Raw genomic sequence first — 21,141 nt, 5'->3', positions numbered from 1 at the left:
GCAGGACTGGTCGCAGCCGGGAAAGGACGGGTACGGAGACGTCGCCGCCGCGCTGAACACCGAGCTGGAGCGGCGCGGGCTGCCCCCTTACGAGCTGCGGCAGCGGCACGGGAGACGCCGGGCTGGTTCGAGGAGAAGGTCAGCCCGTCCATGGACGGCTTCGTGGCGCTGTGCAGGACGCGGCTGACCGACTCGGAGCTGTCGACCCTCCTCGACTGGAGCGTGCTGGTGCCCCTCGCGCTGGAGGAGGAGATCGTGCTCCCCGTCGGCACCGCGTACTCCGGCGAACAGACAGCGGTCGCCGGAGCCCCGCGGGTGCTCGCCCTGGCCGAGCGGCTGGCCGACGCCGTCGGACTGCCCGTGGACGCGATACCCACGGGCGAGAACCTCGCACTGAGCCTGTGGTTCCTGGAGGGCGGGGCGGAGCGGACCGCCCGGATGCGGCCGGGACCGTGGGCCGCGGACCGGGACGCGGCCTTCTACGTCGCGCTCTACCTGCGCGCCGCACAGTACTCCCTGCGGAACGGCTGCCCGATGACCTACCCCTGACAACGGCTGACACAACGACCGCTCGGAGCTGCCGGCCTCCTGCTACCGCGAACCCCTCCGCATCGCCGCCGAACTGGGCGCCCGCACGGTCGCCTTCCCGGCCACCTCCACCGGCGTCTACGGCTGGCCCATGGACGACGGCGCCCGCATCGCCATCGAAACGGTCCGCACAAGCTCCCCCGCCCCCCTTGAGGAGGTCCGCTTCGTCCTCTTCGGCGCCGAGACCTACGCGATCTTCGAGGCAGTCCTCAGCTGATCCGTGCCGTCGAGTTCGGATATGGGCGTTCGGACGTCACCGAGGAGAAGGAGCGGTAGGGGAAGCAGCACCGTGGCAGTGACGGCCGTCCACAGAATCGGTCCGGAACCGACGGCGACCGCCGCGATCCCGCCCAGCGTGAGCCCGGCCGGGCGCAATGCGTACGTACCGGTGGTGTCCCAGGACGTGACCCTGCCCTGGGCCTCCTGCGGTACCACTCGGCCGATGGTGGTGAACCACAGCACTCCGATGACGGCCTCGCAGGCCCCGCTCAGGACGGACGTGGTGACCACGACCGTGAGGGGCGCGCCGAGAGCCAGCGCCAGTGGCGTGGTCACGAGGGGGAAGATGAGCACCGCCACCCCGAGCAGGGGTCTTCGGACGGTGAACCGGGCGGCCGCCAGACCGCCCAGAACAGCTCCCAGCCCGGAGGCGGCGATGAGCCAGGAGTAGCCGCGGGCTCCCCCGTACAGGTCCTCGGCGAGCAGCGGTTTCAGGGTCACCAGGGGCGCGGAGACGAGAAGTTCGAAACCGCCGAACACCGCGATCGTTCCCCAGAGCCACGGACGCCGTGTCAGTTCGGACCAGCCTTCCCGCAGTTCCCGGACGAAGCCGGGCGCTCTGGTCCGCCCTCCCTGCCGGCGGTCCGACGGCTTTGCCCGTGCACGGATCCGTACGACGAGGAGGGCGCTGCAGGCGAAGGTCGCGGCGTCCACCGCGATCGTCCAGGCTGCCCCGATCAGCGGGACGAGTATCCCACCGAGGAGAGGAGCGATGATTTTCGTCGTGGACATGAGTGTGCTGCGCTTGGCATTCGCCCGCTGGAGGCCGTTCCGGTCGACGATCTGCGTCAGCAGGGCCCGTGATGCAGGCCCGGAGAAAGACCCTGCAGCACTGCCGGCGAACGCCAGTACGGCGAGTACGGGCACGGACATGACCCCCGCCGCGAGGCCGGCTGCCGTGCCTGCCTGAATGATGAAGCTGACGCTGTCGGCGGCGATCATCACGCGCCGGGGCGCATAATGATCGGCGAACACGCCTCCCAGGGCGCTGCAGGCGACCACCCCGCCGAACCCCGCTGCCAGAACGGTCCCGACCTCGGACGGGCCACCGTCCAGTGGGCCCAGGACCGCGAAGATGACGGCGACCGGCTCCATGAGCGATCCCGCCGCCGAGCAGGTCAGGGCCGTCAGCAGCAGCCGGAGGTCGCGGGCGGCGGAAGGCGGCCGGAACATTACGCAGCCGCCCCGTCCGCTTCGCGCACCTTACCCGTCCCGAGGCGTCCCGACCGGTAGTGCCGGTCCAGGAGGAGGGCGTCCAAGGTGTCCGTGAACGTCTGCCGCACATGGGGGTCGACCTGGCCGTTCGCGGTGTATCCGCACGCGACCCAGCGGGAGGAGATGACGCTCTCCGGGAGATAGCCCCGGGTCACGTCCCCCACCTCCATGCCTTTCTGGCCTGCGGACTCCCAGCAGCTGTACAGGACGCCGTTGGCATTCACCGTCGCGCCTGTCCGTCCGCTTGTTTCCCCGCAGGTGGCGCAGGTGCTGTAGGTCGGCCGGGGCAGTGGGAATCCTGCTTCGCCGACTCTCCCGTACAGGTCCGCGACCTGCTCGGCCACGGCGCGCGAGTGCTCCACGGTGCCGGCGAAACCGATCCCGGGATCGTGGACGAGGGCGAAGTAGATGCCGAACCTGGCCGGGTCGAGGCGTCCGGACAGCCGGTCGACGAGCCGGTCGGCGCCCTTGATCGATTCGGCGGTCAGGTTCACCCGCAACTGCCAGCGGATGTCGGTTTTCTGGGACACCTCGGCCAGGTTGTCCAGAATCCGGGCGAAGGTACCACGGCCGCCGATGGTGATGCGTGACCGATCGTGGGCTTCGGCGTCACCGTCGAAAGTCACCTGCACATCCCGAAGTCCGGCTTCTTCCAGTGCCTTCATCTGCGGCACCGTGAAGAGTGTCCCGTTCGAAATCATGGATGCCCGGGCCAGCCCGATCTCACCGGCTCCTCGCAACAGGCGCAGACACTGGTCCATGTACATGGTCGGCTCTCCACCGAACAGCATGACGTCCAATGCCTTCTTGCCGTTCTGGGCCAGCTGCCGCTTCGCGAATTCCAGGATCTCGCCCGTGCGGTCCTCGTCGATCGACATGCCGGCGATGCGCAGCGGTATGCCGGTCTGACCGGTGGCCGGGAGTTCGGTGTTCTGGAAGCAGTAGGCGCAGGCGAGGTTGCACCGGGTCGTGACCAGCACCGTCAGCTGGTACGTGTCGCGCTCGACGGTCGGGGACAGATCCGCGGCCCTGATGAGTTGTTCTGCCTCGGGGACGAGCTCCCGATCTTCCGTCACCGCGGCCAGGGGCAGCCTCGCAATGCTGCGCGTCCCTATGGCCCAATAACAATCCGCGCCACGGATGATCCGCATCCGTGGAATTCTGTCCAGGCTGGTCAACGAGATCCTCCTCGTCCGTCAACGGTGATGGTGCGGAGATGCTGCTGGTGGGGGCCGAAGCCCCCACCAGCAGAGCGGCTCACGTGCTGTAGCCCTTGCAGCTGACGTAGTCCTGGCAGATGTCCAGCGACTCGACGTCCCCGTTGTCGAAGATTTCGATGCGCATGATTCTCACCTCCTTCGCGTCTCTCCGCCGATGCGCGGTCCGGTGTTTTCCGGTGCGCCCACACCATGGCGGGAGCGGACCGTGCAACGCCACGAAAGTTCCGCTGGACGGAACTCCGGAAGTGGAACTCAATGCAGCAATACGGCGGACAATGCGGCGGACGGAATGGCAGGTTCGCCGGAGCGCTCGGCGCGTGCGAGGCGGTCTCCTATGGCCGTCGCCGCCAAGGCGACCGCCGCTGTCACCGGTGCGAGCGCCTGGTCGGCCGGGGCCATCGCCGCCAGTGCCGCGATCACGCGCCCGTCCGGGCCGCGGACGGGGAGGGCGACGCAGCTCAGGCCCGGCACCACCTCCTCACGGTCCAGCACCGGGCCCCGCTCGCGGCCCGCCAGGGCCCGGCCGGCGGCCGTGTCGAGCGGGAAGCTCATCCCGTCGCGTACCGGCACCAGCGGTTCCCCCCGTCCCGGCACCGAGGACACCGTCAGTGCGAGACCGTCGCGCAGCACGGTCAGTACGGCGCTGGCGCCCGTCGTGGCCCGTAATCGGTGTAGCGGCCCCCGGGCCGCTATACGCAGCCCGGGATACGGCTGCCAGGACTGGCCCAGCCGGAACAGCTGCGGCCCCAGGACGTACCTGCGGCCGCGCCGTTCGACCGCCCCGACCGACGCCAACTGCTCCAACAGACGGTGCGCCGTCCCCTTCGGCACCCCACACGCCACGGCGATCTCCGTCAGCCCGGCCTCACCGCCCCGCCGCCGCACGGCATCGAGCAGCGCGAAAGCGCCGTCAAGCACACCTCTGCCCCCAGATGTTTCCGATGTTTTCGTCACGGGTCCCCCCTCGAAGGCCCGAAGGCTGTGGGAAGTGTGCGAACGGCGGCGGAGCGGCGGTATCCCAGGAATCTGGGGGGTGTGTCCGATGCGGCCGAAAGCGGTGCATCGGCAAGTCGGCAGCACCGGCAGCCCGCCAACAGCCCGTTTGTCGAACGTTCAACGCGCCGAGCGAACCTGCCCCGTGGCCCGGTCGGACGGGCCGTCAGGAGGTCAGACGGCAGGCCCCGCCAACTGGCAGGCGGCACACCGGCGGACGGTCCGCGCCGCGCAGCAGACGACACCGGGCCCCTGGCGGTCCTGGAAGCGGCAGCGGCCGGGCTCGCGCACGCCGTGTCCTTCGAGGTCTGGGCGGGGGTCCTGCTGGATCCGGATACCCTGCCCAACATAGGCGGCTGCTACCGGCACGGGGTGAGCGCGGCATGGATGCCCCGGGTGCTCGACATCGAGTACCGCGAGGGCGACGCCAACCTGGTGCCCGCCCTGGCCCGCCAGGCCACGCCCACGGGCACCTTGCACGCCGTACTCGACGGCCGCCTCGACGGCAGCATCCGGTACCGCGACATCTACCGCCCGCTCGACCTGGGCGACGAGATGAGCGTGCTCCTGCGGGACGCCGGCCGGGTGTGGGGCGCCCTGGTCCTCGTCCGCGCCGCGGACCGCCCGTCGTTCTCAGCCGCCGAGACGGAGTTCGCCGCCGGGCTCTCCGCCCCCGTGGACAGCGCAGCTGCGCGCCTCCCTGACCGCCGCGCCCGCCGGCCCCGACCCGGGCGCCCGCGCGATGGCGCTGCTCACCGCGGAGTACGAGGTGGTCAGCTCCACCGCCGAGGCGGCTGCCTGGTTCGGCGGACTGGCCGAGGCGCCCGCCGTCGGAGCCGGGCTGCCCGCCGCCGTGTACGGGGTGGCCGCGGCCGCCCTGCGCAGCGGGACGGGCGCCAGCCGGGTGTACGTACCGACACGCTCGACGCCCTCTCCTGCTGCGCGTCAGGCGCGGTCGATCAGCTCCTGAACCTGTGCCGCTCGAAAAGTCATCGTCGCCGGTCAGGCGATATAGCGGTACTCGCTGATCACGCCGCCGAGGATCCTGGTCCGCAGCACTCGGCGGGCGTTGAGGTCGTGCACTGTCGCATCGGGCCGTTCCTTGGCATCAGGCGGTAGTTGCTGTCGGGCTCGGTGAGGTCGGTGGGTGTTGTAGTGCCGCCGGCAGGCGGCCAGGACCTGGCGGGCGTGGGCCTCGTTCACGATCAGGACGTGGTCGGGCATCGCGCGCCGGATGCTGCCGATGATCCTCTCGCAGTGGGCGTTCATCCGAGGAACCCGCGGGACACTCAAGATCACCTCCAGCTCCTCGGCCTCGAAGACCGTGTCGAACGCCGCACCGTACCTGCCATCGCGGTCACGCAGCAGGAACCGCACAGACTCCCTGCGCCTGCCCAGGCCGGCGGCGAGATTCCGCGCCTGTTGCACGGCCCACTCCCGGGTGGGCCGGGCGGTGACTCCGGTGATGTGCAGGCGCCTCGTGCCGTGCTCGAGGAACACCAGTGCGTACAGCCTCGTGCCGAGCACGGTGTCGAGGTGGAAGAAGTCTGCCGCGATGATCCCCTCGGCCTGGGCGGCCAGGAACTCGCGCCAGGTTGGACCGGCACGACGCGGCGCCGGGTCGACGCCCGCGGCGTCGAGGATCTCCCAGACCGTCGAGGCGGCGATCCGATGCCCGAGCCGGGCCGACTCCCCCTGGGTCCGCCTGTGCTCCCACCGCCACCACCAGACGACTGTTGGCGTCAATGACGACCTGCAGGTTGGTCGAGTACCGGTAGTTCTTGCTCGGGGCGACGATGCTGCGGTCCCGGGCAGGCACCAGAGTGCCGTCTACGATGCAGACGGTGTCCTTGCGCGGTCGGCGTGCCGGCGAGACGGCCAGCAGAGGTGCCAGGTGATCGAAGATGCGGTCGGCCGCCGACTTCGAGACCCCGGACAACGGCGCCACCTGCCGCAACGTGAGGTTCATGCGCCAGTACGTCGCCACCAGCGACACCCGGTCCTCCAGCGACAGCCGCCACGGCCGGCCCCGCTGCACGTCACCACCACGACGTCGTACCAACGCCACCAGCCTGGCGAACTGCACCTCGGTCAGCCCCGAGAACGGCTCGATCCACTTCGGATCATCTGCTGAGATCACCCCGCCCATGCTCAGCCAACGCACCAGCCGCCCCACCGGTTACGGGACAATCTCCAGCGTGATCAACCCGAAGACCATCCCACCCGGTCAGTCAACGTGACGGCGCCCGTTGTACGCGTGCGACGCCTTCCACTCGTGGACGTCTTGGCGGCTGAGCAGTAGAACACCGGTGATCAGCGCGATCCCGATGGGGAGAGACAGGGGCCCAGCGACCAAGAACCCATCGCCGGTGAACGGCCCGGTCAACGGCACTGCGACGAATATGAGCCCGAACAACCCGGAGAACAGCTTGAGGATCGCCGGTGCAAACTGTCCCCCTCGCCAGGTCCGGTACAGCGCCAGGGCAAACGGTAGGCCGAGAATCACCAGCATCGTCAGGTCGTCGTCTCCAAGGCTCCGCCCGCTGCTCGCGAGGACGGCTCCCCAGGCCAGCGTGGTCAACGGAACCGCGACCTTGACCGCCCAGGGGCGGGCGACGCGTCCTGAGGGCAGGCCGGGCGGGGTGAGGCCGGCCCGCGTGTAGACGGGCCGGATGGCCAGGGGAAAAGCCGTCTCCACCCAGGCGTGGGGGTTGAACAGGAAGTCCACCTCGACTTCGGGATCGCCACTGCCGAGCGGAGTGATGTGCGGTGTCCAGTCCGCATCGAACCAGACGGCTTCACGAACGTACGTATCCGCCCCCTTCGTCAGGTCCTTCCGGTCCATCGCCGAAGGCGGCAGGCCCTTGGGGAAGAAATCCTGCATCGCGAGCCGGAAGGACTCGTACTGCGCGGCATCTCGTACGCCGATGAGCACCAGCTGCTCCGGCTGGTTGCGGGCGACGACCTGTTCCACCTCCCAGCGCAGTTGGCGCCCGGGTCCACAGACCAGGAGGACGAGCATGGCCCGGTCCAAGGCGGCCAGTACCTGTTCCTGCCATTCCAGATCGGAGCTGTAGTGCCGTCCCGCGCCCGCCTGCGGAAGCATGTCGCCGGGCCGGCCGAGCGCCACCATCGTCCCGAACGGGCTGACGGACCGGGCTAGTTGCTGCTCCTCGGTGTCGGTGGACGCGAGCCAGAGGCCCTCCGTCATCGAGCCCCCCTGAATCCGTGCGAGCCCTTCGTCGTCGGCGAAGGACCGCAAAAACAGCACGACCTGCTCGCCTTCGGAAAGACCGGTGAGGGTCTGGAGCACCTGTGCCCGATGCCGCTGTCCCCGCCGGGTCGCCCAGCGCCCGCCCGCCAGCAGAATCGACGTCAGGGCCAGCCCGATGACGACCGACGCCCCCTGCTCGGCGTCCCAGGTGCGCAGGGACATGAAGGAGACGGCCGCGCTTATGCCACCAAGGGCCATCGAGATCGTGCCGACCGTCTGCAGCAGCCAACCCAGGGGCCGCGATTGGCGGATCCGGGTGGGAGGCCGCGGTGGTCGCACGGTGGGTAACGGATCCTGTCCTTCGACCATCGCCCCTCCCGCCAGCACATGGTGACGTCCCCTCACCATAAGATTGGCAGAATCGTTCTGGAAGCAGTAGAGGCGCTGGTTACAGCTGGTGGCGTAGACACCGTCGGCTGTGACTGTGGTACTGGGCAGCGTGTTGATGCCATCGAAGCAACCTGCGACGGTGCCGTCCGCGATGCGGAAGGACAGACGTCGCCACCCGGGCTTCTAGTGGCTTGGCTCGGATCCTTGGTCGGGTAATTGATCTTCCGTTCGTTGCGCGGCAGGCTGCTTCCACGTTGTGATGGTGGAGGTGGTCGTGGGACGTCGTCCGGGGGTGTTCGTCCGGCCGGTAAGCATGGAGGAAGGGCGTCGGCTGCAGCGGATCAGCCGGACCGTGAAGGACGCGGTGCGGCTGCGGCGGGCGATCGTGGTGATGATGTCCGCGCAGGGGCGGTCGGTTCCGGACATCACCTCGTTGATGCAGGTCAGCGCCGACTATGTGCGAGACGTCATCCACGCCTTCAACGAGCAGGGGTTCGAGTCGCTGGACCCAAAACGGAGCGGGGGCCGCCCCAGGATGATCAGCAGCCAGGTGCGTGAGCACATCTGCCTGATCGCCCGGACGTCCCCCGCCGACTGGAAGATCTCCGCGTTCTCCACCTGGAGCCTGACCAAGCTCGCCGAACACCTGGTCAAGCAGAACGTGGTCCCCGCCGTCAGCCGCGAGACACTGCGACGGATACTGCGCGAGGGCAGGGTCTCCTGGCAGACCAGCACGACCTGGAAGTCCTCGAACGACCCGGACTTCATCGCCAAGATGCACCGGATCCCGGCGCTCCACGACCCCCCGCCGACCGACGGCCGGGTGGTCTGTGTGGACGGGTTCGGGCCGCTCGACCTCATGCCCCGCAAAGGCAAGGCATGGCGCCCGCACCGCTCACCACGTCGTCTGCGGGCCACCTACAACCGCTACGACGGCGTGATGCACGTGCTTGCCGTCCTCGACCTGGCCACCGGCAAAACGTACTACCGCATCCGGACCCGCAAACGGTGGTGCGAGTTCCTGTCCCTACTCAAGTCCCTGCGCATCCGCTGGCCCGGCGAGAAGCTCTACGTCGTCCTGGACAACTTCTCCCCTCACAAGCACCCGGACGTCCGCGCGCGGGCCGCGGCGAACCACATCGAGCTGGTCTTCCTGCCGACCTACGGATCGTGGCCGAACTGGATCGAGTCCGAGTTCGCCGCCCTGCGCTACCTCGCCCTCAACGGCACCGACCACCGCAGCCATGGCGAACAGAACGCCGCCATCGGCGCCTACGTGCGCTGGCGAAATATCCGTGCCGAACCGAAGACCAGCTTTGCCCCCGACTCACCCATCCGCAGCTGGACCGAGTACCCGGCCAAGGCTGCCTGACGGTCCGCTACCCTTCCGTCGGCTGTTGCCGGAGCGGTCCGGCGGGTGACCCGGGCGCTGCGGCCCGTCGGGCGCCGGCGCGGTCTCCGGCTCGCCCGTCCCGTCCGGGCTGACCCCCACCACCCCGTCCCTCGGTTCCCTGACAGGCAGCTCACCAGGGAACCGGGCCGTGCTCGTCGAAGAAGCCGCCGGTCGGCCCGTCATCGGGCAGCGTGGCGAGCCGGACGACCACGGCCGCGCCGTCGGCCGCGGTGCGGGTGAGGCCGGGGAACGCGGTGGTGAGGTCGGTCGCACACGGCCCCGGATCGGCGGCGTTGACCAGGATGTTGCGGCTGCGCAGTTCCTTGGCGTACTGCACGGTCAGCGAGTTGAGTGCGGTCTTGGACGGGACGTACGCGGCCAACGGGGGCCGGGTTGTGAAGTAGTCCTCGGGATCGGTCATCCGGGCGATGGAGCCCAGTCCACTGCTGACATTGACGATCCGGGCGGCTGGGGAGCGGGCGAGCAGCGGCAGCATCGTGGTGGTCACGCTGATCACGCCGAACACGTTGGTCTCGAACACCTCGCGTACAGCGGGCAGTTCGACACTGTCAGGGCTCTGGGCGGCGAGGTCGCCAGAGATGCCGGCGTTGTTGACCAGGATGTCCAGCCGGCCAAAGCGCTCCTCGATCCAGCGGGCGGCGGACAGGACGCTGGCGCGGTCGGTGACGTCCAGGGTGACCGGGTACACCCGCGGGCCCAGGTCGGCTGCGGCTGCCGCACCGCGGTGCGGGTCGCGCGAGGCCAGCAGGACGTTCGTGCCGAGCGAGGCGAGCCGGGCTGCGACCTCGCGCCCGATGCCCTTGTTGGCACCGGTGACCAGGGCAGTCGTGGTTTCTGTCATGCGTTCAGCCCATCACGGGGGCGGCCGGGAGTTCCAACACCGACCAGGTACGCAGCGATACCCTGCGGGTATGGAAAGACTGGAGGTCCGCGAGCTCGTCTACTTCACCGCTGTCGCCGAAGAACTGCACTTCGGTCGGGCGGCCGCCCGGCTAGGGATGGCCCAACCGCCGCTCTCCCGCGCCATTCAGCAGCTCGAACGACGGCTGGGCGTAACCCTGTTGGAACGTGGCAGCCGCCGGGTCGCACTGACCGAGGCGGGGGCCGTCCTGCTCCGCGAGAGCCGTACGGTGCTCGACGCCGCGTCGGCCGCGGCGCGCCGCACCCGGCGGGCCGGCCGCGCCGACCCGCGTCTGGTCCTGGTCATCAAGCCGGGCGGCGACGGTGGCCTGCTGCCCGCGATCCTCGACGCCTATCAGGCTGAGCCGGGTGCGCTGCCGGTCGAGCTGGTGTGCAGCTTCGGCGAGCGTGAGATCCTCCTGCGGGAGGGTCGTGCCGACGCCGCCCTGCTTCACCGCCCCCACCACGACCTCACCGGCCTGGACACCCAGGACCTCCTGACCGAGACTCAACTTCTCGTGATGCCGAGTTCGCATCGCCTCGCGGGCCGTACCCGGGTCTGCCTGGACGACCTCGTCGGGGAGCCCCTGCCGCGCTGGCCGGGCGCATCTGAGGGCGGCTCACACGGACCCGAGGTCCACGACCTTGGGCAGCTTCTCCACCTCATCGCCTTGCGCCGCATGGTCGCCGTCCTCCCCTCCTCCATCCGCAGCCAGCTCCGCGACGACCTGGTCGCTGTCCCAGTCGATGATGCCGAGCCCACCACGCTCGTCCTCGCCTGGCCCGAGCACGCCACCTCCCCGGCCCTGGCCGCCTTCGTCCGCGCGGCCGCCGCCGTGGCGCGCAAGGCGACGGGCCACGGCGGGTAGAGCGGGGAGACACGCCGGGCGGGAGGCGCCCTCGCCCATGCTCGCAGGCGTGCGAACACTCCAGGACGCCCTCACGGCCACCGTCGAGATCACACCTGGAGGCAGAATGACGGGCACCGGACGGCGAACCGATTACGCGGTCGACAATCCGAGCCGAGCCCCCAGAGGAGCCCGTGCCCGAGGGCAGGGCCCCGGTGCGTGTCGGGCCTGCGCCGGGGAGAAGGGGCGGTGCGTACCGCTGTCAGGATTCGGCGGCGGACACGTGGCGAGCCAGCTCGCTGGCCAGGCGTCGCATGACCGTGCGGTTGGCGTGCCGCATCGTGGCCCGTACGACGGGGGCCAGCAGCCGGTCGGCGAGCGGGGCGCGTACCCACGTGTACGTGAACGAGACGCGGGCCTCACCGGTGGGCAGCGGTTCGATGGCGTAGGTGCCGCGGCCCTGCCGCCGGCCGGCCGCGCTGACGTTGCGTTCGACGATGCGCCGAGGGGCCTCGGCCTCGACGACATCGATGGTGACGTCGGTCTTCGTGCCGCCCAGCGCGGCGGTGACCGTGGCGCACGATCCGATGCCCTTGGCGGGGCCGGTGTAGCGCCAGTTGGTCAGGTAGTGGTCGGTGAACCGCTCGTGGTTCGCCATGACGTCGAGGAAGCCGTAGACCTGCTCGGGAGTCTGAGGTACGTCGATCGACACGGTGACAGGCTTCATGTACCACACGGTACATGCGCCATGTACCGATTGGTACAGTCGTGACGTGGTGACCATGGACGACTCGCATCCCGAGGGCGAGGCCGAGCAAGGCGCGCACGGGGCTCGGCGCGCACAACTGGTGGACGCGGCTGTCGACCACGTCGCGGCACACGGCATCGCGGACCTGAGCCTGCGCAGGCTGGGCGCCGCGATCGGCGTCAGTCACCGCATGCTGATCCACTACTTCGGCTCCAAGGAACAGCTGCTCGTTGAGATCGTCCGGACGTCGGAGCGACGCCAGCGCGACGTGCTGTCCCGGCTCCGCCTGGAGCCCGGTCTCTCGCCCGCCGATGTCTCGCGGCTGCTGTGGCGGCAGCTCACGGACCCTCGGATGGCCGGTCAGGAGCGGCTCTTCTTCGAAATCTGCGGGCACGCGCTTCGCGGCCGCCCCGAGGCCGCCCCAGTCCTCGAAGGGCTCGTTACGGACTGGCTGGAGCCGCTCGTGGCCGCCGAGGTCAGGGCGGGAGCGGACCCTGCCCTGGCCCGGAACCGGGCCAGGCTGGGACTCGCCACCGTCCGCGGCCTGCTGCTGGACCTGCTCGCCACGGGTGACCGCGCCGGCGTCGACGCGGCGATGGAGGAGTTCCTCTGGCTGTACTACGGCTCGGAGTGAGGAGTCACCGAGCAGGCGTAGCGACTGGGCCAGACGTCGTACCACCGTTCCTCGCGGGTTTCTGAGACACATACGAAGCGTCGGGGGAACCGTCTCACTTCGGCTCCGCCGCCCACCCGAAGGGCAGCGTCGGGTGGGCGGCCACGGTCATTGCCGGGTGCCGACCGAGCCGAGACCACCACCAGACGGGTGTCAGCATCGATGACGACCTGCACGTTCGCCGAGAACCGGTAGTTGCGTGAGTTGCGTGAGGAGGCCGCGACCTGCCGGTCGCGGACCGGGATCACGTCCGTCCACGTCGCCCCTGGATGGGCGACTCTGTCGGGGATATTGGAGTTTCCCGGTGCGACAGCATGATCAACGGGCGTGCTCGGGTCGTTCCGCCGACCGATGCAGCTGTCGAGGTGCTCGTTGTCCCTTCGTCCCCGTTCCGGTGAGCAGGTCCCGTCTCTGACTGCGCAGGTCGCACGGGCGAGCAACCCGGACGGCACGACGGCGATATGGGTACGTGACCGCCTCGATGGGCTGTGGTGCGACGAGGACTTCGTCAACTGGTACCCGTGAGACGGGCGTCCGGGTCTCTCCCCTGCTCAACTGGCCATCGTCTGTGTGCTGCAGTTCCTGCTCGGCCTGTCCGACCGGCAGGCCGCCGAGTCGGTCCGCTGCCGCATCGACTTCAAGTACGCCATGGCCATGGAGCTGGACGACCCCGGCTTCCACCACAGCGTGCTGGCCGACTTCCGAGACCGTCTCGCCGAGGACGACCGCGCCGACCGCCTCCTCGACCTCGCACTGGTCCGCCTCGAGGAGGCCCTGCGTCGGCCCGTCGGCTGCGTGACGAGCAGCTCATGCTGCTGATCGAACAGGTTCATGCCGAGTCCGGCGGCACCTACGGCGTCCGCCGGATCACCCGCGCGCTCAAGCGCAAAGGTGTGCAGGTGGCCCGCTGCACCGTCGAGCGGCTGATGGACGAGCCGGGCCTGGAGGGCGTCATCCGCGGTCAGCGGCGGCGGACCACCGTGCCTGAGCCGTCGGCGCCCCGACCGCCGGACCTGGTCGACCGCGACTTCACCGCGTCCCGGCCGGATCAGCTGTGGGTGGCGGGCATGACGTATGTCCGCACTTGGACGGGCTGGGTGTATGTGGCGTTCGTCCTGGACGTGTTCTCACGGATGATCGTCGGCGGGCTGGCACCGCTCAGCGGTGCCAGCCTCAACGGCTCCACATGCCTGTCCGCGCTGGGCGAGGGCGGTCTCTTCGCCACCCGCGACGAGCAACACTGGCGCCTCGCCCGCAGGGTCTTGATGTATCGGTGAGGAGCTGGAGGGCCAGAGCCTCGACCACAACGCGCGCATCATGGGCTGGGACTACCGCATCGACGTCCTCGCCGCTGCCTTCGCGCGCTCCCAGCTGGAACAGCTGCCCGACTTCACCGCTGCACGGCAGGCCGACGGTGCCGCACTCACGGAGGCGCTCACCGGGCTGTTCGGCATCCGCACACCCCATGTCCCCGACGACCGCGCCCACGTCTCCTTCTTCTCCTCGCTCCTGGTCGCCCCCGAGGACTACGGGCTGGAGGGCATGCCGTGACAGCGTTCCGTGACGCCGTGGAGGAGGCCGTCCTCGCCGAAGGGCTCGGCATCATGCGCTGGCAGCCCCAGCCCGTCCCGGCCCAGACGCTCTTCCAGGACCTGCGCGGTTACGGCCGCGGCTGCCCCTGGTCCTACGACCAAGCCGCCCCGGGTCGGCGCTACGGCCCCGACGACCACCCCGTCGCGCGGGACGTGTGCGAACGGCGACTGGTCCTCGGCCAGACGTTCAGTTCGCTGGGCACACCGAACGACACCGCCACCCTGGCGCGGTACGCCGAAGCCCTGCACAAGGTTCTCGTCGACGAACGGGATGCGCTCACGGAGCTCGCGTGGCAAGAGGCGGGGAAGGCGTCGGGGTCGTCGTGCACTTCACACTCGTGAGCGTGGTGCTCGCGCTGCTCGGCGCGGTCGCGGTCCTCGGCACCCTGCCGGACGGCGCGGCACACGCCGCCTCCGCCGGGTTCGCTCTGCCCTCGCGCGCCCTGCTCGTGGCGGGCGCGGTCTGCTTCTGCGCCATGATGATGGAAGGGGTCCTCAACGACTGGGGGCGCTGTATCTGCGGCAGGTCTCCGACGCCTCACCGGGTATGGCGGCCGCCGGTTTCGCCCTCTTCTCCGGCGGCATGGTCGCCGGCCGTCTGGGCACGGACCGGCTGGGGCACCGCCTGGGCGACGCCCGCTTCCTGCTGGGCTGTGCCGTCACCTGTCTGGCGGCCTCCGTCTTCGTCGTGGCCGGGCCGGCGAGGCAGGCGGTCCTCGCCGGGTACGGGGTGCTGGGGCTGGGTCTGGCCGTCGTCACCCCCGTGGCGTTCAGCGACACCGCCCGGCGTCATCCGGACCGGCCGGGGCCCGCCATCGCGGCGGTCACCATGATCGGCTACACCGGCTTCCTCAGCGGCCCGCCGGTGATCGGCCTGGTCGGCGGCGCCTTCGGGCTGCGCCGGGCCTTCGTGGCGCTGATTCTCCTGTCCGTGGCCATCCTGGTCCTGCTGTCGGGAAGCGACCGCCGGACACCGACCTGACGGGCCGCCGCACGGCCACCTCCCACTCTGCGCCCCGCCGTGCCGTCGTACGGCGGGGCGTGACATGCCGGACGCGCGATCGGTGCGGTGCAGGACGGCGCAGGCTGGGAACAGGTGAGGCGACGCGTCGTCACCGATCGGAGACCCATGCCGCACGATGAAGGACACGACAGCCCCGCCTCGATCCTGCCCCTGTTGCACACCTCGGCCGACCGGCTGCTCGCAACTGCGGCGGCGCTGTCGGACGAGGAGGTGCGGGCGCCCTCCCTGCTGCCCGGCTGGACCCGCGCCCATGTCCTGACGCACCTGGCCCGCAGTGCCGACTCCCGCCACCGGTTGCTCGTCTCCGCCCGCTCGGACGCCGGCCTTCCGCAGTACGCCGACGACGACCAGCGCGAGCGGGAGATCGAGGAGGGTGCCGACCGGCCCGCCGCCGTCCTCCTCGACGACCTGGACAGCTCGCTGCACCGCTTCCTGACCGCGGCCGGCAAGCACCCTGACGATGCTTGGGAGGTGCCGGTGCACTGGCTCGGCGGGGGCCTGCGCCCGGTGCGCGGCGCCGTCGGGAGCATGCTGCGCGAGGTGGAGGTGCACCACACCGACCTGGCGACCGGTCACGGCCCGGCGGACTGGCCCGCGTTCTTCGTAGCCCGCGAACTGGAGACGACCGTGACGAAGCTGCGCGAGAATCCCGTCGCCCCGCCCATGGCCCTGTGCGCCGACGAGGACCGGGTTCTGCGGGTCGTCGGCGACGGGCCGGGACCGCGGGTGACGGGGCCGGCGGCGGAGCTGCTGGGCTGGCTCACCGGGCGGACCGACGGCAGGGCGCTGACCGTCCGACCGCCCGGTCCCCTGCCCTCCGCGTCGGCCGGCACCCCCGACAAAGCCAGGGGGAGAGTCGATCACCACCCAAAACCAGTCCAGCTGGTTCTTCGACCGCAGCTTGTTCAGCAGCAACTGGTGGAACTGGTCCCAGACGCCGGCCTCGTTCCAGGCCGTCAGGCGGCGGCTTCCTCGTCAGGCGTGGTGTCGGCGTGCAGGCAGTGCATCACCCATGTCGACACCAACAGCCCCGGCGCCGATCCCGGCCCGGTCGTCATCGCCTGTCACGACCAGCGCGTCAACTCCGTACGCTCAGCCTCGCCGAGTACCAGTTCCGACTTGTGGCGACCCGGCCGCGGCTCGTCCGCCGGTCCCACCATCCGCCGGTCAGCGAACCGTGAGCGCTACTTGCGTACCGTCTCCGTGGATACCCTGAAGTCCCCTGGCACACGCGTGTCTGACGCGCCTTCCGCGCAGGCCGCAACGATCCGGGCCCGCTCCGCCACACGAGCCGGGACGTGCCGCACAAGGCCGCCGTACCTCATGTGTGATGAACTGTGGCCCGGTTTCGAGACGTTGATCCCGTCTCGAACAAGAGAGTGGGAGGGGCCGTGGACCTTGGTGGGGGGACGTGGCAGCGACTGACCGCCGTGGTGCTCGTCATGGCGGTGGCGGCCGGGTGTACGGGGCAGGGCGAAGGCGCGGGCGGCGGAAACGACGAAGACCTGCTGCGGAACCACGACTGGACGCAGATGCCGGGCACCACCGCGCGGAACGACGTCCTGCGGGTCAGCGCATTGGATCGGCACATCGTGGAGCAGGACTCCTCCGGCGGCCAGCCCAACCCCCCGCTGAACCTGGCCGGCCCGCATCTCAGGTCCGATGGCGACTTCACCGTCACCGCGCGCATGTCCGGTGTGGGTGACGATGACGGCGACTCATGGCTGCGGTTGTACGGACGGGTACCCGTCATCTACGACGAGTGGCGGCAGGAGCGGCCCTCACTCCGCGTCGGCGTGACCGCTGACGGACAAGTGAAGGTACAGATATGGGACGGCGAGGGCGATGAGCCGGCCACCTCCAAGGATTTCGACTGCGGCTGCTCCGGGACGGTGACGCTCGCCGTGTCGAGCATCGGTGACACCTTCCGCGTGAAAGCCGACGGGCGGCGGCTGGGAACCGTGCAGGACCCGGGGGTGTTCGCCGAGGGCACTGTCTGGTTCGGTCTGGAGGCGGACGCGGGCGAAGACGAGCGCCACGCGGGATGGCGTCTGACGCAGCTGATCGCGCGGGCAGAGAGCGGTGACTCGCTCCGCGTGATCAAGGCGCCGCAGCTACGCCAGGAGCAGTCCGACGACTCGCTGCGTGCGCGGGCCGCAGACGTGGGGCGGCCGTTCGACGTCGGCGCCGCCCTGGCCGAGAACCCGCTGCTCACCGACTCACGCTACCGGGCGCTCGCGGGGAGCCAGTTCTCCATGCTCACTCCGGAGAACGCGTTCAAGCCACAGTTCCTCCACCCACGCCGGGGCGTCTACGACTTCCGCGACGCGGACCTACTCGTACGCTTCGCCCGCGCAAACGACATGAAGGTGCACGCGCACACCCTCGTCTGGCACGAGGCTCTGCCCCACTGGATGCGGGAGAACGACGACCCCGAGGAGGTGCGCCGGACCATGCTCCGGCACATCGCCATGGTCGCCGGGCACTTCAAGGGAAAGGTCGCGGAATGGGATGTGGTCAACGAGCCCATGTCCGACGACGAGAAGAGCTACACCAACGGGGATCTCGGTCTGCGCTCCGAGCAGAGCCCGTGGTTCGAGGCCATGGGCGAGGAGTACATCGACGAGGCGTTCAGGGCCGCCCACCGGGCCGATCCGAAGGCACGGCTGTTCCTCAACGAGTACGGGGTCGAGGAGGAAGGCGAGCGGTGGGACGGCCTTTACGATCTGGTCAAGCGGCTCAAGGAACGCGGCGTACCGATCGACGGCGTGGGTTTCCAGAACCATGAGTACGCACCCGGCGACCGCATCGACCCGGAGACCTTCCGCAGCCATGTGCGGGATCTGGCGGAGCTCGGGGTTCAGGCGCGGGTGTCGGAGATGGACGTCCCCATAGGTGAGGACGAGGAGGACGGGCGGCAGACCCAGGCTGATGAGATGGCGGGCAAGCTGCGGGTCTGCCTGGAGGAGCCGAACTGCACATCGTTCTCCACATGGGGATTCACCGACCGGTACGGTTCCACCGCCGACACCAAGATCTATCCTCCGCGCACGGCCGATTCCCTGCCGTGGGACGCGGCCCTGCGGCCGAAGCTGGCGTACGAGCGCCTGCTCGAGGCCTTTGACGAGGCGTGAGGAATCAAGGTGCGATCTCTCGGTTTGGTGTCGGTGGTAGTGAGAGTCAGTAGTGCTGGTCTGGGCCTGTGGTCTTTCAGCACTGGGGGGTCATTGTCATAGGACGAGAGATGTGGGTGGGGGATCGCTGTCATGGGGTTTTATCTCATGGCAAGTGATGCTGTCTCAGGTTCGAGAGTTTCTGATGCAGCGCTGGAGCCCGGGCCTCAAGAGACCCGGGGTCCAGAACGACAAGAGCCGCATGACGGGCGGCTGTCACGTACGGATCTGTGAGAGCCTAGGGGTGAGAGCGTCACCTGACGCTTAGCGCGGAGTCGCGAGTCATGCGCACATCTGGCAGTTTTCCTCGCCAGGTCTCTCGCTCGCCTGTGGTCTTGAATCCGTGGCGCTCGTAGAAGTGGACCGCTCGCTCGTCGTATTCGGTGACCCACAGGCGCATAGGCGAATAGGCGAGCTTCCCGCCCAGGTGAAGAGCTCGTTCGTCATCCGGCCCCCGACACCTTGGCCCTGGGCTTCGTTCAGCAGATACAACGGCCCGAGGGAGACCACCTCGTCCCGGCGACCGCAGAGGAAGCCGACGATCTCCGCCTCGGAGCGGACAACACGGCAAAAGAGCAGATCCGGTTGCTGTCCGGCGGCCTCGATGAATTGCCGCCACTGGGCGGTGCCTTCTGCAGTGGCGGAGGCGCCGCGGTGCTCACGGATCCAGGTCTCGTTGATCCCCGCCGCCTCGTTGGGATATGTCTGCAGCCAGGTCCTCAACCGCAGAGGCCCCGGAAACGCGGCGTCGCCGGCATGAGGAACTTCGATCACGTGGGCCATGGCAGCCATCCTCGCCGATGCTCCCCGAACGCGTCGCAGGTTTCTCGGCAGCTGGGGCAGAGATCAGCCGGCCTTCGCGGACTTCTCGGCTCGTGCCCGGATGCTGGCGAGGCGGTAGGAGCCGGTGCCGGTTTCGATGATGGTGCTGTTGGAGGTGAGGCGGTCGACGATGGCTGCGCAGAGGAGTGGGTCGGTGGATGTCTTACCCGTCCGCGTCGTTCTGCTCGGTGCTCATGCTGTGGTGCGGATGCTGGTCACCACCGCCGGTTCGGCTGGGGCGAGCGGCTCCTCGAATGGCAGCCGGGCTGCTGGAACTGGTGGCGACACTGATCCAGATGCGGGCGGGCTTCCGCCACGGCGATCCCAACACCGAACAGCCGCTGGCGCAGGTTCTCCCTCTCGTGGGACGGACCGCCGCCCCGGGACCGGTCCGCACCGCGCTGTGCCACAGCGTCGCCTTCAGCGGGATCAACGCGGCGGTCGTCCTGCGAAGGTGAGCCGGCCGGACGTCCACCGCTACGACGAGGCAGGCCGGCGGATGCGGACACAACGTCTGGTCTGCCACCGCAACTCCCTACATGCTGTCGTCACCACGACGGCGGCCCCGTGGCTAGGGTCGCCGCATGTCACTCGTGCAGACCCTCGCCCTCCACGTGCCCGACGCCGAACTCGAAGCGGAGCCCCTGGAACCGGAGCAGATCGTGTCCGGGACCCCCACGGTGACCGGGAAGGTCCTGTGGGGCTCGCAGGAGAGCGGTCAGCTGGGCGGGATCTGGCAGATGACACCGGGAGTGGTCACCGACACCGAGGCGGACGAGATGTTCGTCGTCGTCAGCGGTTCGGCGACGGTCCAGGTGCAGGACGGCCCGACGCTCCGCCTGGGGCCCGGTGACATGGCCGTACTGCGCGAGGGCGACCGCACGACGTGGACGGTGCACGAGACCCTGAGGAAGGTGTACGCGCTGCGCGTGTGACGCGGGAACGGTCCCGGGGCCGGCCGGGAGGACAGCGGCGGACCCGCCGCGCTGTCCTCCCGGCCGGCTCCTCAGGGCGCCCAGGGCTTGAGCATGTCCGTCATCGCGTCCGTCAGGGCGAACTGCAGCAGCGGGCCGTAGGTGACCCGGCCGACGCCCAGACGGCGGAAACGCTCGAGGTCGTGCTTGACGGGATGGGCCGTGGAGTTCACCGGAACGCCGACGGCACCGGTCACGGCCGCGAGCAGCTCGTCGTCGTCCTGGATGGCCACCGGGTAGACGCTGTCGGCGCCGGCCTGTTCCAGGGCCCGCAGCCGCTCGATCGCCTCGTCGAGGACGCCCGCGGCGTCCTGCGCGTGCAGGAAGAGGTCGGTGCGCCCGTTCACCCAGAGCGGGACCCCCGCGTCGTCGGCCGCCGCGCGCAGGCCGGCCACGAAAGCGGCGTGCTCCTGGGTGCTGCGCACGCGGCCGCCTTCGGAGTGGACGGTGTCCTCGATGTTCAGGCCCGCCCCGCCGGCCTCGATGAGCCCGGCGACGATGTCGGCGGGCTCCTGCCCGTACCCGGCCTCCAGGTCCACTGACACGGGCACGTCGACCGCCGCGACGATCGGCTTGACGGCGGCGATGACCTCCTCGAAGGTCTGTCCCTCGTGGTCGTCGGCCCCGCGGGAGTCCGCGAGGGGATGGCTGCCGATCGTCAGCGCGGGGAACCCGGCGGCCGCTGCCGTGCGCGCGGACCAGACGTCCCAGACGGTCGGCAGCACGAGCGGCTGGTACTGGGCGTGCAGCTGCTTGAGGCGTTGAGCACGCTCAACGACGGTGTGGAGATCCATACGAGGAACGCTACCCCGCCCGTCGCCGGGCACCGGACAGGCGACCGGCGTTCGCCACGCCCGCGTCGCCGGACGCGCCCGGCAGGGCCCCTCGCAGCACGCACAGGGCCGTTCGGCTCCGCTTCGGCCCGCACTGCCGGAACCAACGGTCCTGACCTGCGCGGCCGTTCGTCCCCGAGGGGCACGGCAGGCCGCCACCGGGGCCGGATCGCTGGTAGGCCCATGGGCAGCCGGGACGTGCGAGCCCCTGTCCGCGCACGTCCGCCCTTGCTGGGGAGAC

22 protein-coding genes and 5 pseudogenes are annotated in these 21,141 nt (G+C 69.8%); 15 read left to right on the top strand and 12 right to left on the bottom strand.

The features are described 5' to 3' along the window. The first annotated feature begins 150 nt into the window (after positions 1 to 150). Both ACH4F6_RS32770 and ACH4F6_RS32765 read left to right on the top strand, forming a co-directional pair. Positions 151 to 549, top strand: a complete 399-nt coding sequence (locus ACH4F6_RS32770) for a hypothetical protein (protein WP_397964005.1) — start codon at positions 151 to 153, stop codon at positions 547 to 549. A gap of 16 nt (positions 550 to 565) precedes the next feature. Beyond that, positions 566 to 805, top strand: a pseudogene (locus ACH4F6_RS32765) (macro domain-containing protein); the annotation flags it as partial. On the opposite strand, the gene ACH4F6_RS32760 reads toward ACH4F6_RS32765, so the two are convergent. The 3 genes from ACH4F6_RS32760 to ACH4F6_RS32750 form a co-directional block, all read right to left on the bottom strand. Further along, positions 775 to 2,040 (bottom strand): MFS transporter, encoded by a 1,266-nt coding sequence (locus tag ACH4F6_RS32760; RefSeq protein WP_397964004.1) that lies wholly within the window; start codon positions 2,038 to 2,040, stop codon positions 775 to 777. The pseudogene ACH4F6_RS32765 and the gene ACH4F6_RS32760 sit on opposite strands and share 31 nt — an antisense overlap. Then, positions 2,040 to 3,260, bottom strand: a complete 1,221-nt coding sequence (locus ACH4F6_RS32755) for a radical SAM protein (RefSeq protein ID WP_397964003.1) — start codon at positions 3,258 to 3,260, stop codon at positions 2,040 to 2,042. Before ACH4F6_RS32755 ends, ACH4F6_RS32760 begins: the two co-directional genes overlap by 1 nt. Positions 3,261 to 3,554: 294 nt before the next feature. After that, positions 3,555 to 4,220 carry an IclR family transcriptional regulator gene (locus ACH4F6_RS32750; protein ID WP_397964002.1) on the bottom strand — a complete coding sequence of 222 codons (666 nt, stop codon included), beginning with the start codon at positions 4,218 to 4,220 and terminating at the stop codon, positions 3,555 to 3,557. 817 nt (positions 4,221 to 5,037) lie between these two features. On the opposite strand from ACH4F6_RS32750, the gene ACH4F6_RS32745 reads away from it, so the two are divergent. Next, entirely contained in the window at positions 5,038 to 5,265 is a 228-nt protein-coding gene (locus tag ACH4F6_RS32745) for a hypothetical protein (protein ID WP_397964001.1), read from the top strand. A 32-nt stretch (positions 5,266 to 5,297) separates the two neighbouring features. Here the strand turns inward: ACH4F6_RS32745 and ACH4F6_RS32740 are convergent. From ACH4F6_RS32740 to ACH4F6_RS32730, 3 genes and pseudogenes are all read right to left on the bottom strand, one after another. Further along, positions 5,298 to 6,014: pseudogene (locus ACH4F6_RS32740) on the bottom strand (integrase core domain-containing protein); the annotation flags it as partial. Continuing rightward, positions 6,007 to 6,444 (bottom strand): annotated as a pseudogene (locus ACH4F6_RS32735) (transposase family protein); the annotation flags it as partial. The pseudogenes ACH4F6_RS32740 and ACH4F6_RS32735, both read right to left, overlap by 8 nt. Positions 6,445 to 6,522: 78 nt before the next feature. Then, positions 6,523 to 7,878: a hypothetical protein gene (locus ACH4F6_RS32730; protein WP_397964000.1), complete on the bottom strand. Its 1,356-nt coding sequence runs from the start codon at positions 7,876 to 7,878 to the stop codon at positions 6,523 to 6,525. A gap of 334 nt (positions 7,879 to 8,212) precedes the next feature. On the opposite strand from ACH4F6_RS32730, the gene ACH4F6_RS32725 reads away from it, so the two are divergent. Continuing rightward, a complete protein-coding gene (locus ACH4F6_RS32725) occupies positions 8,213 to 9,271 on the top strand; it encodes an IS630 family transposase (protein ID WP_397963999.1) in 1,059 nt (352 codons plus the stop codon). A gap of 151 nt (positions 9,272 to 9,422) precedes the next feature. Here the strand turns inward: ACH4F6_RS32725 and ACH4F6_RS32720 are convergent, their stop codons facing one another. Continuing rightward, entirely contained in the window at positions 9,423 to 10,154 is a 732-nt protein-coding gene (locus tag ACH4F6_RS32720; protein WP_397963998.1) for an SDR family oxidoreductase, read from the bottom strand. Between the two features lie 70 nt (positions 10,155 to 10,224). Here ACH4F6_RS32720 and ACH4F6_RS32715 point away from each other — a divergent pair, with 70 nt between their 5' ends. After that, positions 10,225 to 11,082 (top strand): LysR family transcriptional regulator, encoded by an 858-nt coding sequence (locus tag ACH4F6_RS32715; protein WP_397963997.1) that lies wholly within the window; start codon positions 10,225 to 10,227, stop codon positions 11,080 to 11,082. Between the two features lie 241 nt (positions 11,083 to 11,323). Here the strand turns inward: ACH4F6_RS32715 and ACH4F6_RS32710 are convergent, their stop codons facing one another. Then, a complete protein-coding gene (locus ACH4F6_RS32710; RefSeq protein WP_397963996.1) occupies positions 11,324 to 11,788 on the bottom strand; it encodes an SRPBCC family protein in 465 nt (154 codons plus the stop codon). Between the two features lie 55 nt (positions 11,789 to 11,843). On the opposite strand from ACH4F6_RS32710, the gene ACH4F6_RS32705 reads away from it, so the two are divergent. Then, on the top strand, positions 11,844 to 12,443 hold the full coding sequence (locus ACH4F6_RS32705; protein ID WP_397964043.1) for a TetR/AcrR family transcriptional regulator: 600 nt from the start codon (positions 11,844 to 11,846) through the stop codon (positions 12,441 to 12,443). A gap of 149 nt (positions 12,444 to 12,592) precedes the next feature. Here the strand turns inward: ACH4F6_RS32705 and ACH4F6_RS32700 are convergent. Continuing rightward, positions 12,593 to 12,730: pseudogene (locus ACH4F6_RS32700) on the bottom strand (IS5/IS1182 family transposase); the annotation flags it as partial. Positions 12,731 to 13,052: 322 nt separating this feature from the next. Here ACH4F6_RS32700 and ACH4F6_RS32695 point away from each other — a divergent pair. The 7 genes from ACH4F6_RS32695 (at position 13,053) to ACH4F6_RS32665 (ending at position 18,232) form a co-directional block, all read left to right on the top strand. Continuing rightward, positions 13,053 to 13,301 (top strand): transposase, encoded by a 249-nt coding sequence (locus ACH4F6_RS32695; RefSeq protein ID WP_397963995.1) that lies wholly within the window; start codon positions 13,053 to 13,055, stop codon positions 13,299 to 13,301. Further along, complete coding sequence (locus ACH4F6_RS32690; RefSeq protein WP_397963994.1) at positions 13,292 to 13,759, top strand: IS3 family transposase; 468 nt, start codon at positions 13,292 to 13,294, stop codon at positions 13,757 to 13,759. The genes ACH4F6_RS32695 and ACH4F6_RS32690 overlap by 10 nt, the downstream gene beginning before the upstream one ends. A 40-nt stretch (positions 13,760 to 13,799) precedes the next feature. After that, the gene (locus ACH4F6_RS32685) at positions 13,800 to 14,033 is read left to right on the top strand and encodes a DegT/DnrJ/EryC1/StrS family aminotransferase (protein WP_397963993.1); all 234 of its coding nucleotides are present in this window, start codon (positions 13,800 to 13,802) and stop codon (positions 14,031 to 14,033) included. Next, positions 14,030 to 14,416, top strand: a complete 387-nt coding sequence (locus tag ACH4F6_RS32680; RefSeq protein ID WP_397963992.1) for a hypothetical protein — start codon at positions 14,030 to 14,032, stop codon at positions 14,414 to 14,416. The genes ACH4F6_RS32685 and ACH4F6_RS32680 overlap by 4 nt, the downstream gene beginning before the upstream one ends. Further along, complete coding sequence (locus ACH4F6_RS32675; RefSeq protein WP_397963991.1) at positions 14,346 to 15,056, top strand: MFS transporter; 711 nt, start codon at positions 14,346 to 14,348, stop codon at positions 15,054 to 15,056. The genes ACH4F6_RS32680 and ACH4F6_RS32675 overlap by 71 nt, the downstream gene beginning before the upstream one ends. Before the next feature lie 147 nt (positions 15,057 to 15,203). Beyond that, positions 15,204 to 16,523, top strand: coding sequence for a maleylpyruvate isomerase family mycothiol-dependent enzyme (locus tag ACH4F6_RS32670; RefSeq protein ID WP_397963990.1), 1,320 nt, complete (start codon positions 15,204 to 15,206; stop codon positions 16,521 to 16,523). Beyond that, a complete protein-coding gene (locus tag ACH4F6_RS32665) occupies positions 16,490 to 18,232 on the top strand; it encodes an endo-1,4-beta-xylanase (protein ID WP_397963989.1) in 1,743 nt (580 codons plus the stop codon). Before ACH4F6_RS32670 ends, ACH4F6_RS32665 begins: the two co-directional genes overlap by 34 nt. 321 nt (positions 18,233 to 18,553) lie before the next feature. On the opposite strand, the gene ACH4F6_RS32660 is transcribed toward ACH4F6_RS32665, so the two are convergent. Further along, complete coding sequence (locus ACH4F6_RS32660) at positions 18,554 to 19,054, bottom strand: GNAT family N-acetyltransferase (RefSeq protein WP_397963988.1); 501 nt, start codon at positions 19,052 to 19,054, stop codon at positions 18,554 to 18,556. Between the two features lie 63 nt (positions 19,055 to 19,117). Further along, a pseudogene (locus tag ACH4F6_RS32655) lies at positions 19,118 to 19,258 on the bottom strand (AAA family ATPase); the annotation flags it as partial. Between the two features lie 89 nt (positions 19,259 to 19,347). Here ACH4F6_RS32655 and ACH4F6_RS32650 point away from each other — a divergent pair. Together ACH4F6_RS32650 and ACH4F6_RS32645 are read left to right on the top strand one after the other, a co-directional pair. Beyond that, the gene (locus ACH4F6_RS32650) at positions 19,348 to 19,551 is read left to right on the top strand and encodes a hypothetical protein (RefSeq protein ID WP_397963987.1); all 204 of its coding nucleotides are present in this window, start codon (positions 19,348 to 19,350) and stop codon (positions 19,549 to 19,551) included. A gap of 126 nt (positions 19,552 to 19,677) precedes the next feature. Continuing rightward, positions 19,678 to 20,028 carry a cupin domain-containing protein gene (locus tag ACH4F6_RS32645; RefSeq protein WP_397963986.1) on the top strand — a complete coding sequence of 117 codons (351 nt, stop codon included), beginning with the start codon at positions 19,678 to 19,680 and terminating at the stop codon, positions 20,026 to 20,028. A 71-nt stretch (positions 20,029 to 20,099) separates the two neighbouring features. Here the strand turns inward: ACH4F6_RS32645 and ACH4F6_RS32640 are convergent, their stop codons facing one another. After that, positions 20,100 to 20,861: an isocitrate lyase/phosphoenolpyruvate mutase family protein gene (locus tag ACH4F6_RS32640; RefSeq protein ID WP_397963985.1), complete on the bottom strand. Its 762-nt coding sequence runs from the start codon at positions 20,859 to 20,861 to the stop codon at positions 20,100 to 20,102. Positions 20,862 to 21,141 lie beyond the last annotated feature (280 nt).

It is taken from the genome of Streptomyces sp. NPDC017936 (assembly GCF_044328485.1).
In the GTDB taxonomy this organism is placed as follows: domain Bacteria; phylum Actinomycetota; class Actinomycetes; order Streptomycetales; family Streptomycetaceae; genus Streptomyces.
Note: the sequence above shows the minus strand (reverse complement) of the source record. Positions and strands in the feature narration are given on the sequence as shown.

Bases quoted from the DNA above. Each gene is read 5' to 3' on its own strand.
- ACH4F6_RS32770 (WP_397964005.1), top strand. From the start codon at position 151: ATGGACGGCTTCGTGGCGCTGTGCAGGACGCGGCTGACCGACTCGGAG.
- ACH4F6_RS32760 (WP_397964004.1), bottom strand. From the start codon at position 2,040: ATGTTCCGGCCGCCTTCCGCCGCCCGCGACCTCCGGCTGCTGCTGACG.
- ACH4F6_RS32745 (WP_397964001.1), top strand. From the start codon at position 5,038: ATGGCGCTGCTCACCGCGGAGTACGAGGTGGTCAGCTCCACCGCCGAG.
- ACH4F6_RS32730 (WP_397964000.1), bottom strand. From the start codon at position 7,878: ATGGTCGAAGGACAGGATCCGTTACCCACCGTGCGACCACCGCGGCCT.
- ACH4F6_RS32725 (WP_397963999.1), top strand. From the start codon at position 8,213: ATGGAGGAAGGGCGTCGGCTGCAGCGGATCAGCCGGACCGTGAAGGAC.
- ACH4F6_RS32720 (WP_397963998.1), bottom strand. From the start codon at position 10,154: ATGACAGAAACCACGACTGCCCTGGTCACCGGTGCCAACAAGGGCATC.
- ACH4F6_RS32715 (WP_397963997.1), top strand. From the start codon at position 10,225: ATGGAAAGACTGGAGGTCCGCGAGCTCGTCTACTTCACCGCTGTCGCC.
- ACH4F6_RS32710 (WP_397963996.1), bottom strand. From the start codon at position 11,788: ATGAAGCCTGTCACCGTGTCGATCGACGTACCTCAGACTCCCGAGCAG.
- ACH4F6_RS32705 (WP_397964043.1), top strand. From the start codon at position 11,844: ATGGACGACTCGCATCCCGAGGGCGAGGCCGAGCAAGGCGCGCACGGG.
- ACH4F6_RS32690 (WP_397963994.1), top strand. From the start codon at position 13,292: ATGCTGCTGATCGAACAGGTTCATGCCGAGTCCGGCGGCACCTACGGC.
- ACH4F6_RS32685 (WP_397963993.1), top strand. From the start codon at position 13,800: ATGGGCTGGGACTACCGCATCGACGTCCTCGCCGCTGCCTTCGCGCGC.
- ACH4F6_RS32675 (WP_397963991.1), top strand. From the start codon at position 14,346: ATGCGCTCACGGAGCTCGCGTGGCAAGAGGCGGGGAAGGCGTCGGGGT.
- ACH4F6_RS32670 (WP_397963990.1), top strand. From the start codon at position 15,204: ATGCCGCACGATGAAGGACACGACAGCCCCGCCTCGATCCTGCCCCTG.
- ACH4F6_RS32660 (WP_397963988.1), bottom strand. From the start codon at position 19,054: ATGGCCCACGTGATCGAAGTTCCTCATGCCGGCGACGCCGCGTTTCCG.
- ACH4F6_RS32650 (WP_397963987.1), top strand. From the start codon at position 19,348: ATGGCAGCCGGGCTGCTGGAACTGGTGGCGACACTGATCCAGATGCGG.
- ACH4F6_RS32645 (WP_397963986.1), top strand. From the start codon at position 19,678: ATGTCACTCGTGCAGACCCTCGCCCTCCACGTGCCCGACGCCGAACTC.
- ACH4F6_RS32640 (WP_397963985.1), bottom strand. From the start codon at position 20,861: ATGGATCTCCACACCGTCGTTGAGCGTGCTCAACGCCTCAAGCAGCTG.